Source organism: Luteimonas galliterrae, from assembly GCF_023374055.1.
Lineage (GTDB): Bacteria > Pseudomonadota > Gammaproteobacteria > Xanthomonadales > Xanthomonadaceae > Luteimonas_C > Luteimonas_C galliterrae.
Map to the genome: position 1 here is coordinate 935,634 of NZ_JAMBEP010000001.1, position 12,225 is coordinate 947,858.

At 66.2% G+C, this 12,225-nt stretch carries 17 protein-coding genes; 6 read left to right on the plus strand and 11 right to left on the minus strand.

Going from position 1 to position 12,225, the window contains the following annotated elements; all coding sequences use genetic code 11:
* Nucleotides 1–2: 2 nt before the first annotated feature.
* A complete protein-coding gene (locus tag M2650_RS04195; RefSeq protein ID WP_249471605.1) occupies nucleotides 3–584 on the minus strand; it encodes a dihydrofolate reductase family protein in 582 nt (193 codons plus the stop codon).
* 136 nt (nucleotides 585–720) lie between these two features.
* Nucleotides 721–1,077, minus strand: a complete 357-nt coding sequence (locus tag M2650_RS04200; protein WP_249471609.1) for a DUF1428 domain-containing protein — start codon at nucleotides 1,075–1,077, stop codon at nucleotides 721–723.
* A 194-nt stretch (nucleotides 1,078–1,271) separates the two neighbouring features.
* On the opposite strand from M2650_RS04200, the gene dbpA reads away from it, so the two are divergent.
* A complete protein-coding gene (gene dbpA, locus M2650_RS04205) occupies nucleotides 1,272–2,645 on the plus strand; it encodes an ATP-dependent RNA helicase DbpA (RefSeq protein WP_249471612.1) in 1,374 nt (457 codons plus the stop codon).
* Between the two features lie 110 nt (nucleotides 2,646–2,755).
* Nucleotides 2,756–3,373 carry a cation efflux transmembrane domain-containing protein gene (locus tag M2650_RS04210; RefSeq protein ID WP_249471615.1) on the plus strand — a complete coding sequence of 206 codons (618 nt, stop codon included), beginning with the start codon at nucleotides 2,756–2,758 and terminating at the stop codon, nucleotides 3,371–3,373.
* 21 nt (nucleotides 3,374–3,394) lie between these two features.
* Here M2650_RS04210 and M2650_RS04215 read toward each other — a convergent pair whose 3' ends face one another.
* On the minus strand, nucleotides 3,395–3,607 hold the full coding sequence (locus M2650_RS04215) for a hypothetical protein (protein ID WP_249471618.1): 213 nt from the start codon (nucleotides 3,605–3,607) through the stop codon (nucleotides 3,395–3,397).
* A gap of 229 nt (nucleotides 3,608–3,836) precedes the next feature.
* On the opposite strand from M2650_RS04215, the gene M2650_RS04220 reads away from it, so the two are divergent.
* The 3 genes from M2650_RS04220 (at nucleotide 3,837) to M2650_RS04230 (ending at nucleotide 5,789) form a co-directional block, all read left to right on the plus strand.
* Nucleotides 3,837–4,634 carry an NRDE family protein gene (locus M2650_RS04220; RefSeq protein ID WP_249471621.1) on the plus strand — a complete coding sequence of 266 codons (798 nt, stop codon included), beginning with the start codon at nucleotides 3,837–3,839 and terminating at the stop codon, nucleotides 4,632–4,634.
* 124 nt (nucleotides 4,635–4,758) lie between these two features.
* Nucleotides 4,759–5,175, plus strand: a complete 417-nt coding sequence (locus M2650_RS04225) for an EF-hand domain-containing protein (protein ID WP_249471624.1) — start codon at nucleotides 4,759–4,761, stop codon at nucleotides 5,173–5,175.
* A complete protein-coding gene (locus M2650_RS04230) occupies nucleotides 5,172–5,789 on the plus strand; it encodes a DUF3011 domain-containing protein (protein WP_249471626.1) in 618 nt (205 codons plus the stop codon). The genes M2650_RS04225 and M2650_RS04230 overlap by 4 nt, the downstream gene beginning before the upstream one ends.
* 317 nt (nucleotides 5,790–6,106) lie before the next feature.
* On the opposite strand, the gene M2650_RS04235 is transcribed toward M2650_RS04230, so the two are convergent.
* The 6 genes from M2650_RS04235 to M2650_RS04260 all read right to left on the minus strand — a co-directional run bounded on the left by M2650_RS04235 (nucleotide 6,107) and on the right by M2650_RS04260 (nucleotide 9,978).
* Nucleotides 6,107–6,571 carry a hypothetical protein gene (locus M2650_RS04235; protein WP_249471628.1) on the minus strand — a complete coding sequence of 155 codons (465 nt, stop codon included), beginning with the start codon at nucleotides 6,569–6,571 and terminating at the stop codon, nucleotides 6,107–6,109.
* Nucleotides 6,568–6,771, minus strand: a complete 204-nt coding sequence (locus M2650_RS04240; RefSeq protein ID WP_249471630.1) for a PspC domain-containing protein — start codon at nucleotides 6,769–6,771, stop codon at nucleotides 6,568–6,570. Before M2650_RS04240 ends, M2650_RS04235 begins: the two co-directional genes overlap by 4 nt.
* A gap of 40 nt (nucleotides 6,772–6,811) precedes the next feature.
* On the minus strand, nucleotides 6,812–7,186 hold the full coding sequence (locus M2650_RS04245) for a YfeK family protein (RefSeq protein WP_249471633.1): 375 nt from the start codon (nucleotides 7,184–7,186) through the stop codon (nucleotides 6,812–6,814).
* A complete protein-coding gene (locus M2650_RS04250; RefSeq protein WP_249471635.1) occupies nucleotides 7,183–8,256 on the minus strand; it encodes a class III poly(R)-hydroxyalkanoic acid synthase subunit PhaC in 1,074 nt (357 codons plus the stop codon). Before M2650_RS04250 ends, M2650_RS04245 begins: the two co-directional genes overlap by 4 nt.
* Nucleotides 8,253–9,287, minus strand: a complete 1,035-nt coding sequence (gene phaE / locus M2650_RS04255) for a class III poly(R)-hydroxyalkanoic acid synthase subunit PhaE (protein ID WP_249471638.1) — start codon at nucleotides 9,285–9,287, stop codon at nucleotides 8,253–8,255. Before phaE ends, M2650_RS04250 begins: the two co-directional genes overlap by 4 nt.
* A gap of 73 nt (nucleotides 9,288–9,360) precedes the next feature.
* Nucleotides 9,361–9,978, minus strand: coding sequence for a CDP-alcohol phosphatidyltransferase family protein (locus M2650_RS04260; RefSeq protein ID WP_249471641.1), 618 nt, complete (start codon nucleotides 9,976–9,978; stop codon nucleotides 9,361–9,363).
* Nucleotides 9,979–10,276: 298 nt separating this feature from the next.
* On the opposite strand from M2650_RS04260, the gene M2650_RS04265 reads away from it, so the two are divergent.
* Nucleotides 10,277–11,080, plus strand: a complete 804-nt coding sequence (locus tag M2650_RS04265; protein ID WP_249471644.1) for a 3-hydroxybutyrate dehydrogenase — start codon at nucleotides 10,277–10,279, stop codon at nucleotides 11,078–11,080.
* A gap of 121 nt (nucleotides 11,081–11,201) precedes the next feature.
* Here the strand turns inward: M2650_RS04265 and M2650_RS04270 are convergent, their stop codons facing one another.
* Together M2650_RS04270 and M2650_RS04275 are read right to left on the minus strand one after the other, a co-directional pair.
* Nucleotides 11,202–11,741 (minus strand): SRPBCC family protein, encoded by a 540-nt coding sequence (locus tag M2650_RS04270; protein WP_249471647.1) that lies wholly within the window; start codon nucleotides 11,739–11,741, stop codon nucleotides 11,202–11,204.
* Nucleotides 11,742–11,760: 19 nt separating this feature from the next.
* Nucleotides 11,761–12,198, minus strand: a complete 438-nt coding sequence (locus M2650_RS04275; RefSeq protein ID WP_249471649.1) for an ArsR/SmtB family transcription factor — start codon at nucleotides 12,196–12,198, stop codon at nucleotides 11,761–11,763.
* Nucleotides 12,199–12,225: the final 27 nt, after the last annotated feature.

Below are 12,225 nucleotides of genomic sequence, written 5' to 3' on the forward strand. Positions count from 1 at the left end.
GATCATTTCAGGACGCGGTAATGCAGGTGGGTGACCCGCGGCGACTGCGCCTGCCGGATCAACTCGAGATCGATGCCGTCGACGCCGAGGCGATCGAACAGCCGCACGCCGCGAGCCATCAGGATCGGGACCACTTGCAGTTTCAGTTCGTCGACCAGTCCGGCCTTGAGCGCCTGCTGCGCGGTATCGGCGCCCATCACGGTGACATCCCGGTCGCCGGCCGCCGCGCGCGCTTGGGCGATCGCGCTTTCGATGCCGTCGGCAACGAAGGTGAATGCGCCGCTTTTCTGGGCCAGCGGCGCCTGTGGGCGATGGGTCAGCACGAAACAAGGCGCCGGATACGGCACGTCCTTCCACTCGCCGATGCCGACGTCGAAAGTGCGCCTGCCGAGCACCACGGCGCCGGTGCCTGCTTGCATCTGTTCCGCCGCTTCGGCATCGATCGCATCTTGGGGTTTTTCGAAGATCCAATCGTGCAGATGCAAACCGGCATCGCCCTCGCCCATCGGCGATGCGACGGTGACGCCCGGACCGGCGATGAAGCCGTCCAGCGACATCGAAAAATGCAGTACGACTTTGCTCATATCGAACGATCCTTCTTCCTTGTGCGTTTTTGGGCACCCAGCCAAGCGGCGATATCGTCGATCGCGGGGCAAGCCCCGCTCTACAAAGAGCGGGGCAAGCCGCCGGGACGACCGCGCAAGGCGGCGCAAGCTCCGCTCAGAGGCTGACGATGGGCTTGAAACCGCCGTAGATCATGCGCTTGCCGTCGAAGGGCATGTTGTCCGGGCCCATCTTCGCGATGCGCGGATCGGCCATGACCTTCTTGTTGACCGCGTCGCGGTGTTTGCGGGACTTGTAGCGGATCCACGAGAACACCACCACTTCGTCCTTCTTCAGCTTGACGCTCATCGCGAACGAGGTGACCTTGCCCGGCGGCACGTCGTCGGCGACGCACTCGAGATACTCCAACGCGCCGTATTCCATCCAGATCTTGCCCGCTTTGCGCGAGAAGCGGCGGTAGGCCTCTACGTTCTTCTTCGGTACCGGTACCACGAATCCATCGACGTAGCTCATGATTCCTCCAGCGGGGTGGGTGAACTTGAGCGCCTAAGCAGGCGCCCTTCCGGGTACGACGCACGGCACGGACCGAATTCGACATCCGTCGGCGATTTTCTCGCCGGGGCCGCAATCGGCAGTTCGGGACTGGCTCCGGCGGCGCAATGGCGCCCAGAGTGCCGGCAATGGCGTTAATCCTGCGATCATGTCGCATGACCGCATTCGCCGCCCTGCCCTTGTCCCCCGCCCTGCTGCAAGGCCTGGAATCGCTCGAATTCGCCGATACGACGCCGATCCAGGCCCAAGCCCTGCCGGCGATCCTCGACGGCCGCGACCTGATCGCGCAGGCGCCGACGGGCAGCGGCAAGACCATCGCCTTCGCGCTCGGCTTGCTGCAGCGCGTCGATCCGCAGCAGATCCAGACCCAGGCGCTGGTGCTGTGCCCGACCCGCGAACTGGCCGATCAGGTCGGCAAGGCGATCCGCCGGCTCGCGGTCGGCATCCCCAACCTGAAACTGTCGCTGCTGTGCGGCGGCATCCCGCTCGGGCCGCAGCTGGCGTCGCTGGCGCATGCGCCGCACGTGGTGGTCGGCACGCCCGGCCGCATCCAGGAACTGCTTCGCAAGCAGGCCTTGGGCCTGGCCGGCGTGCGCACGCTGGTGCTGGACGAAGCCGACCGCATGCTCGACATGGGCTTCGAGGAAGCGATCCGCGACATCGTCGGCAAGACGCCCAAAACCCGGCAGACCCTGCTGTTCTCGGCGACTTACCCGGAAGCGGTCCGCGGCCTGGGACGCCGCATGCTGCGCGATGCCGTCGAAGTGACGGTCGGCGGCGAATCCGAGACGCCCGCCATCGAGCAATGGTTCTACGAGGTGGACGCCTCGCAAAAGCCCGCCGCGCTCGCCGGTTTGCTGATCGAGCACCGGCCGGAATCCAGCGTGGTGTTCTGCAACATGCGCCGCGATACCGAGGCGCTGGTGTCCGAACTGATGCGTTACGGCTTCTCGCCGCTGGCGCTGCACGGCGACATGGAACAGCGCGACCGCGACGAGGTGCTGGTGAAGTTCGCCAACCGCAGCTGCAACGTGCTGGTCGCCAGCGACGTGGCCGCGCGCGGACTGGACGTGAAAGACATCGGCGCGGTGATCAACTACGAACTGCCGACCGACCCGGACGTCTATACCCACCGCATCGGCCGCACCGCACGCGCCGGACGAAGCGGCTTGGCCTTGAGCCTGTGCGCGCCGCCGGAAATACCGCGCGCGCTGGCGCTGGAGAAACTGCAGGGCGTCGAACTGCGCTGGCGCCGTGCTCCGATGGCCGGAAAACAGGTGCGCAATGCGCCGCAGGCGCCGATGGCCACGCTGCAGATCGACGCCGGCCGCACCGACAAGCTGCGGCCGGGCGACGTAATGGGCGCGCTGACCGGCCGCGCCGGACTGCCGGCCGAGGCCGTCGGCAAGATCGACGTGTTCGCCACGCGCGCCTACGTCGCGGTCGCGCGGGCGGAGGCCGATCATGCCGTCGCGCAGTTGCGCGACGGCGGCATCAAGGGCCGCAAGTTCCGCGTGCGGAAGATCTAGTCGGCCGCTTCTGCGGAATTCGGGCTTTTTTCGTCGGTACTTGTATCGCCGGCGCCGTCTGTCAACCTTGAGCGTAAAATCCGAGCCAAGCCTAGGAAACTCGCCCGTCGATGTCCAAGGATTGTTGCGAAAAGCGGATCGACGCCGACGCCCTGCGGCGCCAGGAGCGACGGGTGCTGGCGATCGTGCTTGCGATCAATCTGGCCACCTTCGTATTGATGGTCGCGGCTGCGATCCAGGGCCGCTCGACTTCGCTGCTGTCGGGCGGCCTGGACAACCTGGGCGATGCCCTCACCTACGCGGCGAGCCTGGCCGTGGTGGGTTCGACGCTGCAGGTAAAAGCGCGCGTCGCGCTGCTGAAATCCGCGCTGATCCTGTTCGCTGCGATAGCCGTGGCGGTCCAGATCGCTTGGCGTCTGGCCCACCCGGCCACGCCGATCTTCGAAACCATCGGCATCGCCGCGCTGATCAACCTCGCGGCGAACATCGCTTGCCTGCGGTTGCTGCATCCGTATCGCCATGGCGACGTCAATATGGCTTCGGCTTGGGAATGCTCGCGCAACGATGTCGGCGAAGGTTTGGCGGTACTGGTCGCCGGCGCGGGCGTATGGCTGTTCGACAGCGGTTGGCCGGATATGCTGATCGCAGTAGCCTTGCTGGCGATGTTCCTGCGCTCGTCGTTCCGCGTATTCAGTGCGTCGCTACAGGGATTGCGCGCGCCTGGCTAGCGCCGAGGCGCGTTCGCCGAGTCAACCGTGCTTGCCCACCATCACCCGATCGCCGCACAGCATGCGCATGTGCACGCCGGTGGGCTCGCCGGTGGCGTGGTAGCGGATGCGGGCGAAGGTTTCGGCCGCGCAGAGGGCGGCGACTTTGAGACGGAAGTGTTCGAGCGGCTTGCCGCTGACGCTGACCTGCCAGCCTGGTTCGGTCGGTTCCACGGTATAGAGCGTCCGTTCCATGGCGGCCTCCCAAAAAACTATGTAGAAAAAAAGCGCCCCGGCCCTGCTTTCCACTTGCTCAAGGTGGCGGCTAATCTCCTTTGCTGAGCGGCGTCCGTTGCCAGTGCATCAAGCCGTGCTGCCGGGGCCTGCGCAGATTGCGTCCTGCGTCACGATTAGGGCATAGGTGGACTGCCCGAGCCTTTGTAGGAATTTTCCTACCCCCTTGGCGATAGGCTAGGATGGCCGTATGTGCTTGATCGCGCTCGCTTGGCGTGCCCATCCGCGTTACGAACTGGCCTTGATCGCCAACCGCGACGAGCTGCACAGCCGCCCTACCGCGCCGGCAGGCGCCGATCCCGAGGCGCCCGAGGTCTACGGCGGCCGCGACCTGCAGGCTGGTGGTGGTTGGCTGATGGCTTCCACGCGAGGCCGCCTCGCGGCCGTAACCAATGTGCGTGCCGGACTATCCGCCGAGTCTCTGCCGCGTTCGCGTGGATCGCTGGTGCGCGACTTCGTACGCGGCACTGCCTCGTCCGGGGACTATGCGGACAGCATAGGTCCGAGCGCGGCCGAATACGGCCGTTTCAACCTGCTTGTGTGGGATGGCGCCGCGCTGACTTTCGCCAGCAACCATCCGCATTACGTCGCCGATAGCGTCGCAGCGGGCTTGCATGCCATGTCCAACGGCCCCTTCGATGCGGCCTGGCCGAAGAGCGGGCATGCGACGCGTGCACTGACGGCCTGGCTGCAGTCGCCGGCTGCCGAAGGTCCGCAAGACGCGGCGTCGATCGCTCCTCTGCTGGACGCGCTGGCCGACACCACGCCCGCGCCCGACGACGCCCTGCCCGACACCGGCGTCGGCTTGGATCTGGAACGGGCGCTGTCGCCGCCCTTCGTGCGCAGCGAACGCTACGGCACCCGCTGCAGCAGCGTGGTGCTGGTCGGCCGCGAGCGGATCGTTTTCGCCGAGCGCCGCTTCGGCCCGAATGCGACGCCATTAGGCGAAAGCCTGGCGACGCTGGCGCGGACAGCCGCTCCGGGCTAGATCGTCCGCGTCATCGAAATGCAGTAGACATCCCGCCAGGCGGCCTTCATTCGGGCTTAACCGGACTCCGCCGAATCTCGGGAGCGGCATAGCCATGCCGATAAACGCTATGGGGGCAGGACTTATGAAGCGCCGATGGGGATGGTGCGCCGCGGCCGCGCTGCTGGCCGCCGCGGCTGCGCACGGACAGGCCGAAGAAAGAAAGAGCGTCAACGTCACCAGCGAAACCATCGTCAAGCGGATGGATCGCAGCGGCGACGGCAAGATCGGGCACGAGGAATTCCGCAACGCCATGATGCGCCGTTTCTCCGCGGCCGACGCGAACGGCGACGGCATGTTGAGCGGCGACGAGGTGCCGACGCATTCGATCGTCGTCAACAAGAGCGAAGGCGCGAGCAACGAAGTGAAGCTCGAGGATTACAGCGCCGCGCTGCGGCCGGCCTTCGACGAGTTCGATGCCGACCGCGACGGCGCCCTCGCCGGCGACGAGATCGAAGCCCTGGCGCAGGCGCGACGCAAGCTGAAGGAGGCCACGCCATGAACCGCTTCGTCCTTCTTTGCGGCTTGCTGGCCGCCGCCGGTTTCTCAGCCAGCGAGGCCCGCGCACAGCAAACGGTGCGTTGCGAATCTCAGGGCGGGCGCTACCAGAGCTGCGGCGTAGACACGCGTGGCGGCGTGCGCCTGTCTCGCCAGCTCAGCTCGCAAGGTTGCTGGCAGAACGATACCTGGGGCTACGACCGCAACCGGATCTGGGTCACCAACGGTTGCCGTGCGGAATTCACGGTCGGCGAAAACCACAGCTCGGGCAGCAACAGCGGCGCGGTGGCGGGCGTCGCGATCGCCGCGCTGATCGGCGCGGCGATCCTGGCCAACAAAGACAAGGACCGCGACGACGACCGCTACGACCAGCACTACAACCCCGGCTATGGCGGCGGCTACCGCCCCGGTTACGGCGGCGGCTACAACCCGATCGCCGTGATCCGTTGCGAATCCCGCAACAACGGCCTGACCAACTGCGCGGTGCCGCGCAACGGACCGGTGGAGGTGTACCGCCAGATCAGCGGCACGCCGTGCCGCTACGGCAACACCTGGGGTACTCAGCCCGGATCGATCTGGGTGACCAACGGCTGCCGCGCGGAATTCGCCGTGTACTGATACGACATTGCCGCAGGACCAACGACGGCCCGCCATGCGGGCCGTCGTTGTTCAGGCTGAATGCGCGGTCGCGAAGACGATCAGTCGCTTACGCGCGCATTCCAGAATCCACTGCGGTGGCGATGCACAAGTCGCGGATAAATCTGCTAAAAAACAAATGCAAAAAAGTGAAGGCCCAGTCTTTCAGGTTTCCCTGATCGGCTGAGCCTTCGTTGCCGAAGCTTCTGCTCTGACTTGCGTCGTCGCTTTTTCTTCGACGTTTGCAGGATACGGGCGGCGGCGTTAAGCCGGTGTCAAAAAAGCGCCATGCGACGAAATTATTTCTGCGGCGGTCGCGCCCATGGCCACCAACCGCTGCCGTGCCGCGCATAACGGTCGGCCGCGCGTTCGAAACGATTGCGCACGCTGACGCCGCCGCACAACAGATACAACGGCAGGAACAACGGCCCCAGCGCCATGTATTGGTAGACATGAGCGCGTTCGTGATCGGCGAGCAGGATCTCGGACTCTTCGCCATGGCCGGCGCGATGCGCGTACGTCAGGCAGGGCGAATCCAACGTGTCGCCGGTGTGCAGGATGGCGTTGCCCAGCGTGATCGCGCCCCCCGGCCCCCAAGGCCAACGGTGGAAAACGATCGCCAGATCGCGATGGCTGTAGTGCGCGTGCGCGCCGAACGCGATGCCGACGACGCCCGCGATCAGGCCGAGCAAGGTGTTGGGCAACGTCCACAGCGCGCCGAGCGCGCAGGCCGCGGCGATCGGCAAGCGCGGCGCTTCGCTCAATCGTTCCCTTCCGGAATCAGCAACCACAGGATCAGGTAGACCAGGATCCCCGGGAACGCAACCGATATCACCGACAGCACGACGTAGATCACGCGCAGCAGCGTGGAATTCCAGCCGAAGCGATGGGCGATGCCGCCGATCACGCCGGCCAGGACGCGGTCGTTGATGGAACGGGCAAGGATGGGCTTGGACGTGTTCATCTGGCTCGGTGGCTGGACGGGTCGAGCCCAGTCTAACCGCTCATTTCGCGGTTGCGCGCAACCGCCGCAGCTGCTGCCGGAACCAGTCCGCGGACGCCTGCCGGGCCTGGCCCGGACACTGCACGTGGTACGGCCGGCCGCTGACGCTGCTCTCGCTGGCCGCGCGCTCGATGAACTGCTCGGCCGTCGCGGCCATGTTGCGTTTGCGCAGCCAATCGTACTTGCGCTGCAGATGGCTGCGCGCTTCGGCGGCGCCGTACCACTTGCCGTTGCGCTCGAAACGGCAGTCGGAAGCGTCCAGCGCCGCGATCAGCCCGGCGATCTCCGCCTGCGCGTCCGCTTGCGCAGCGGCGGCGGGCACGTGCGGCGACAGAAAGCAAACGGCGCCGGCGAGCGCGAGCGCGAACCGCCTCATTTCGGCGAACGTTGATCCAGCCACGAGTGGATCGTATCGGGCACTTCCTTCTGCGCGCGGCCGGAGACGTAGATGCCGATGTGGCCGCCGCGGAACGACAGCTCGGTGTAATCGCCGCTGCCGATCAGGCCCTTCAGGGCCCTGGACGACGCCGGCGGCACCAAGTGGTCCTGCTCGGCGAAGATGTTCAGCACCGGCATCTCGATCAGGCCCAGATGCACCTCGTTCTCGCCGATGACGATGCCGCCCTTGACGAAACCGTTGCCCTGGTAGAACTGCTTGATGAACTGGCGGAAGGCCTCGCCGGCCTGGTCCGGCGAATCGAAGATCCACTTCTCCATGCGCAGGAAGTCCTCGACCGCCTTCTTGTCGTCGAGGATGTCGACCAGCCCCACGTATTTCTGCGAGAACAGCCGCCACGGCTTCAGCGTCAGGTAGCACCAGTTCATCAGGTCGGCCGGCACGTTGCCGAGCGTGTCGACGAACAGATCGATGTCGATGCCCTGGGTCCAGTTCGACAGCATGTTGTCCGGCGTGTGGAAATCGACCGGCGTGACCATGGTGATCAGGTTGCGGACCTTGTCCGGATGCAGCGCGCTGTAGCACAGCGAGAACGCGCCGCCCTGACAGATGCCGAGCAGGTTGATCGCATCCAGGCCGTGAGCGCGGCGCAGATGATCGACCGCGCCGCCGAGGAAGCGCTCGATGTAATCCTCCAGCGTCAGGAAACGGTCGGAGCGGTCCGGATAGCCCCAGTCGATGACGTAGACGTCCTCGCCGCGCGCCAGCAATCCCTTGACGATGGAACGGTCGGCTTGCAGATCGACCATGTACGGACGGTTGACCAGCGCATAGCTGATCAGCAGCGGCACCTTGGCCGTGGGCGTTTTTTCGCCGACGAAGCGGTACAGCGCCACCTTGCCGTCGCGCCAGACTTCCTGCTTCGCGGTGGCGCCGTACTCGATGTCGTCGACGTTGCGCAGCGTCTCCACGCCGGCGGCGAGTTTCTGCTGCATCCGCAGCGCCTCGTGGGCCAGGCCGTCGGCGCTGACGTTGAGCGGGCCGTTCATCGGCGCGTCCCCTTCGCGTTCTTGCCGTTGCCGCGCTTGGCGGCCGCATCGGCGTTTTGTCTTTTCGGCGCTGGTTTCTGCCCGGATTTGGCGGCGGTCTTTTTCGCCGCCGGCTCGGCAGGAGGCTGCGTTTTGGCTTGCCCGCCCGCGGCGTTGCGCAACCGGCTCAAGGCGCGCTCGAGTTCGGCGATCTTGCGGTGCGCGCCGTCCATTTCGGTCCGGGTCGGCATGCCGAGCATGGCGTTGACCTGCTCGACCTCTTTTTGGAACGCGTTGCGCAAGCGCATTTGGGCGTTGACCAGTTCGCCGTATACTTCGCGGAACTCGGGCGACAGCGCGATATCGGCGTAGGCTTCTTCGGCGGCATCGATCCACAGGTCGAACAACGCGCGCGCCGAGGTGATCTGGCGTCCGGGCTCTTCGCGTTCCAGCAGCTTGTCCTCGAACAATTCGTAGGCGCGCTGCGAGGCTCTCATCATCAGCGCGTTGTAGGCGCTATTGCGCTCCTGGTAATCCAGTTGCGCCCGCGCCAGCTTCTGCCAGCGCTCCTGATGCTCGCGCGCGAAGCCGAACGCGGGCATGCCGAGCCATGAGGCGCTTTCGCGGCGCCAGGCTTCCAGATAAGGCGATGCGTCTTCGATCCACTGCTCCAGGCCTTGCTGGCCCTGTCCGCGCATCGAGCGGAACATTTCCGGAAAGGGATTCTCGCCGACCGCGCCCATCGCCTGCTTCCAGGCCCGGGCCACTTCGGCCGCATTGCTGTCCTGGCCGGCGAACTGCGCGGCCACCTGCTGCATCTGTCCGTACCAGCCGCGCGCCTGCGCATTGAAGCGTTCGACCGCGACATTGATCTCCTCGCGGCCGCCGTGGACCAGCTTGCTCCAGCCTTCGATGGCCTCGTGCCAGCCCTGCGCGCCGGAGGCCGCTGCGCCCGGCGCAGCGGCGCCGCGCATCATCCCGCTCCAGGCATTCCAGTACTGTTTGGCCAGCGCTTCGAAATCGCCGGGCATCGCGTTTCCAGCTTGGGTCATCGCCGCCTCCGTGGGTCCGGGCCGATGATAGCAACCGGCCGCCCAAGCCACGTTACGGTTCGCAGGCGGCGGATCAGGGCTTCGGGATCCGCAGGGTCTTGCTGATCATCAGCGAGCCCGACAGCGCGTACACGAGCGCCAACGGATGCAGTTGCCACGGTCCGAGCTGGACCATGCCCAGCCACAACGATTCGCCGATACGTCCTTGCCAGGCGGCGACGGCGAGCAGCACTACGATCGCCAGGCTGGTCGGGATCGGCGTGCCTTCGAAAAATTTCACTTTGTCGCCGCCGTCGGCCAACGTTTCGGCGGTGACGTTGTAACGCGCCAGGCGGCTGACGCCGCAAACCACGAAATAGCTCAGCACGATCCAGTCCCAGCCGCCCTGCAGCCCGCAGGCGTAGCCGAGCGCGGCGGGAGCGACGCCGAACGAGATCACGTCCGCGAGCGAATCGAGCTCGCGCCCGAGCGTGGAGGCGACCTTGCGCCAACGCGCGATCCGTCCGTCCAGCGCATCGAATACGAAAGCCAGCGGGATCAGCGCCATCCCGATCAGCAGATCCCCGACCACGCCTTCCTGCAGGAAGCGCATCGCAGCGAAAATCGCGCCGGTGCCGCAAAAAGCGTTGGCCAGCGTGAACCAGTCGGCCAGATGGAAGTCGCGCAGCATCGAAAAATGGCGTTGCTTCATGTCGCGCTCCGGTGCGGATGCGACAGACTGCCAAAACCCGCGTGAAGCCGGTAAGGCGGAACCGCCGAAGGCGATTTCGCCGCATAGGCGGCCATCCGCGGCAGCTGTGCGAGCGGCGGAATGCGCTGCGCGCGTTCCGCCCCCTACTGATTGGCCGGCAACGCAGCCCGCTTTCCAGATGCGCCATGCGGCGACGCTGGCAAGGCCGGTGCCGGCCTTCATCGTACTTCGGTACCACGCTTCCGGCGCGCAATCCTGCTACGGTTCGCTCTTGCAGACATCAGCGCAGAAATTCCCCATGAACGACCGTTTCCTCGAAGGACGCGCCGCCTTGGTGACCGGCAGCACCTCCGGCATCGGGCTCGCCATCGCCCGCGCCCTCGCCGCCTGCGGCGCGCGCGTCGCCATCAACGGGCTGGGCGACGCCGCCCAGATCGACGCTGCGGTCGGCGCCGTGCGCGACGCCGGCGCGGCCGACGTCCGCCATTTCGACGCCGACCTGCGCGATCCGGCACGCATCGCGGCGATGATGCGCGACGCGCAGGCCTGGTCGCCGATCGACGTTTTGGTCAACAACGCCGGCATCCAGCACACCGCTGCGGTCGCCGACATGCCGGCCGAACGCTGGGACGCGATCCTCGCGATCAATCTGAGTGCGGCTTTCCACACGATGCAGGCCTTGCTGCCGGGCATGGCCGCACGCGGTTTCGGTCGCGTGGTGAACGTCGCCTCGGTGCACGGGCTGGTGGCCTCGGTGCAGAAAGCGCCGTATGTGGCGAGCAAGTTCGGCCTGGTCGGCATGAGCAAGGTGGCGGCGCTCGAATACGCCAGCAGCGGTAGCCGCGACAGCGGCGGGGTCACGGTGAACTGCATCTGCCCGGGCTGGGTCGAGACGCCGCTGATCGAGCCGCAGATCGAGGCCCGCCGCAACGGTGGCAGCCGCGACGACGGGGTGCGCGCGCTGCTGAGCGAAAAGCAGCCCAGCCTGCGCATGTCCTTGCCCGACGACATCGCCGCGTTGGCGACTTGGCTGTGCCGGCGCGAGGCGCACAACATGACCGGCGCGGCGATTCCGGTCGACGGCGGCTGGACGGCGCAGTAGTCGCCGTGCGATCGCCATGCGCGGCTTCTTGCTCGACTGTTCTTGATCCTTTCGCGGCCGCGACGCGTGTTACGGGGAAAGCAGTCGAGCAAGCTCGACTCTACAAAAAGCGCGGCGACGCTCAGGCTGGCGCTATTCGACGCTCGTACTCCGCTTCCAGGCGCGCGTGCGTGCGCCAGAAGCCTGCCGGCTCGCGACCGTTGAGGCGGTCGTCCAGGATGCCGAGGTGCGCATGCCAACCACCGGCGACGCTGAGCATGTCGTCGCGCGTGGCCAGGTTGCGGTGCGTGACCACCAGCAGCACCTTGTCGGCACGCGGCGTGAGTTCGAAGCTGACCTCGGAGACGTTGTCGCCGCCCTCGCCCCAGGTATAGCTGAGCAGGCGCGGCGGCTCGCAGGCGACGATGCGCCCGCGCATGCGGCTTTCTCCGGCGTACTTCTCGTATTTGGGAGGCGGCCGGTCGTCGCCGTCGGTCAGTTCCGAATTGCGGAACACCAGTTCGACTTCGCCTCCGGGGCGCAGTTGCATGTCGCCTCCCGCCAACCAGGCGCGGCGCTTTTCCGGTTCGGTGAGATAGGCCCATAGGCGTTCGATCGGACCGGGCATGAGCCGTTCGATGCGCAACGTTCCGGGAGCGGTGACGATGCCGTGGTCATTCATAGCGGACTCCTTGAAGCGATCAGCGTTTTTGCTTGCGCCTGCGCGGTTTCTTCGCCGTAGCGGCGTCTTCTGCGCGGAGCAGGCCTTCCAGCGCATCGAGCCGCTGGTTCCAGAAGCGTTCGTAGAACCTCAGCCAGTCCTGGACATGCGCGAGCGGTTCGGCCGAAAGCCGGCACACATGGATGCGGCCCTGGATTTCGCGTTCCACCAGCCCTGCCCGCTCCAGCACCTGGATGTGCTTGGATGCGGCGGCCAGCGACATGTCCAGCGGTTCGGCCAACTCTCCGACGCTGCGTTCGCGCGCGGAAAGGCGGCGCAGCATCGCGCGGCGCGTGGGGTCGGACAGCGCTCGGAAAACCTGGTCCAGCCGGGAGGAATTATGTTCAACCATATGGTTGATATTATGCCCGGCCGCGGCGATTGTCAACCGCAAGGTTGAATCATCCCGTTCGGCCAAGAATGGCGGCGGGGAATCCGGCCGTGC

Excerpts from the sequence above, each read along its gene's own strand:
- M2650_RS04250 (WP_249471635.1), bottom strand. The coding sequence starts at position 8,256 with ATGAACGGCCCGCTCAACGTCAGCGCCGACGGCCTGGCCCACGAGGCG.
- M2650_RS04200 (WP_249471609.1), bottom strand. The coding sequence starts at position 1,077 with ATGAGCTACGTCGATGGATTCGTGGTACCGGTACCGAAGAAGAACGTA.
- M2650_RS04225 (WP_249471624.1), top strand. The coding sequence starts at position 4,759 with ATGAAGCGCCGATGGGGATGGTGCGCCGCGGCCGCGCTGCTGGCCGCC.
- M2650_RS04230 (WP_249471626.1), top strand. The coding sequence starts at position 5,172 with ATGAACCGCTTCGTCCTTCTTTGCGGCTTGCTGGCCGCCGCCGGTTTC.
- M2650_RS04245 (WP_249471633.1), bottom strand. The coding sequence starts at position 7,186 with ATGAGGCGGTTCGCGCTCGCGCTCGCCGGCGCCGTTTGCTTTCTGTCG.
- M2650_RS04260 (WP_249471641.1), bottom strand. The coding sequence starts at position 9,978 with ATGAAGCAACGCCATTTTTCGATGCTGCGCGACTTCCATCTGGCCGAC.
- phaE (WP_249471638.1), bottom strand. The coding sequence starts at position 9,287 with ATGACCCAAGCTGGAAACGCGATGCCCGGCGATTTCGAAGCGCTGGCC.
- M2650_RS04270 (WP_249471647.1), bottom strand. The coding sequence starts at position 11,741 with ATGAATGACCACGGCATCGTCACCGCTCCCGGAACGTTGCGCATCGAA.
- M2650_RS04240 (WP_249471630.1), bottom strand. The coding sequence starts at position 6,771 with ATGAACACGTCCAAGCCCATCCTTGCCCGTTCCATCAACGACCGCGTC.
- M2650_RS04210 (WP_249471615.1), top strand. The coding sequence starts at position 2,756 with ATGTCCAAGGATTGTTGCGAAAAGCGGATCGACGCCGACGCCCTGCGG.
- M2650_RS04215 (WP_249471618.1), bottom strand. The coding sequence starts at position 3,607 with ATGGAACGGACGCTCTATACCGTGGAACCGACCGAACCAGGCTGGCAG.
- M2650_RS04265 (WP_249471644.1), top strand. The coding sequence starts at position 10,277 with ATGAACGACCGTTTCCTCGAAGGACGCGCCGCCTTGGTGACCGGCAGC.
- dbpA (WP_249471612.1), top strand. The coding sequence starts at position 1,272 with ATGACCGCATTCGCCGCCCTGCCCTTGTCCCCCGCCCTGCTGCAAGGC.
- M2650_RS04195 (WP_249471605.1), bottom strand. The coding sequence starts at position 584 with ATGAGCAAAGTCGTACTGCATTTTTCGATGTCGCTGGACGGCTTCATC.
- M2650_RS04220 (WP_249471621.1), top strand. The coding sequence starts at position 3,837 with ATGTGCTTGATCGCGCTCGCTTGGCGTGCCCATCCGCGTTACGAACTG.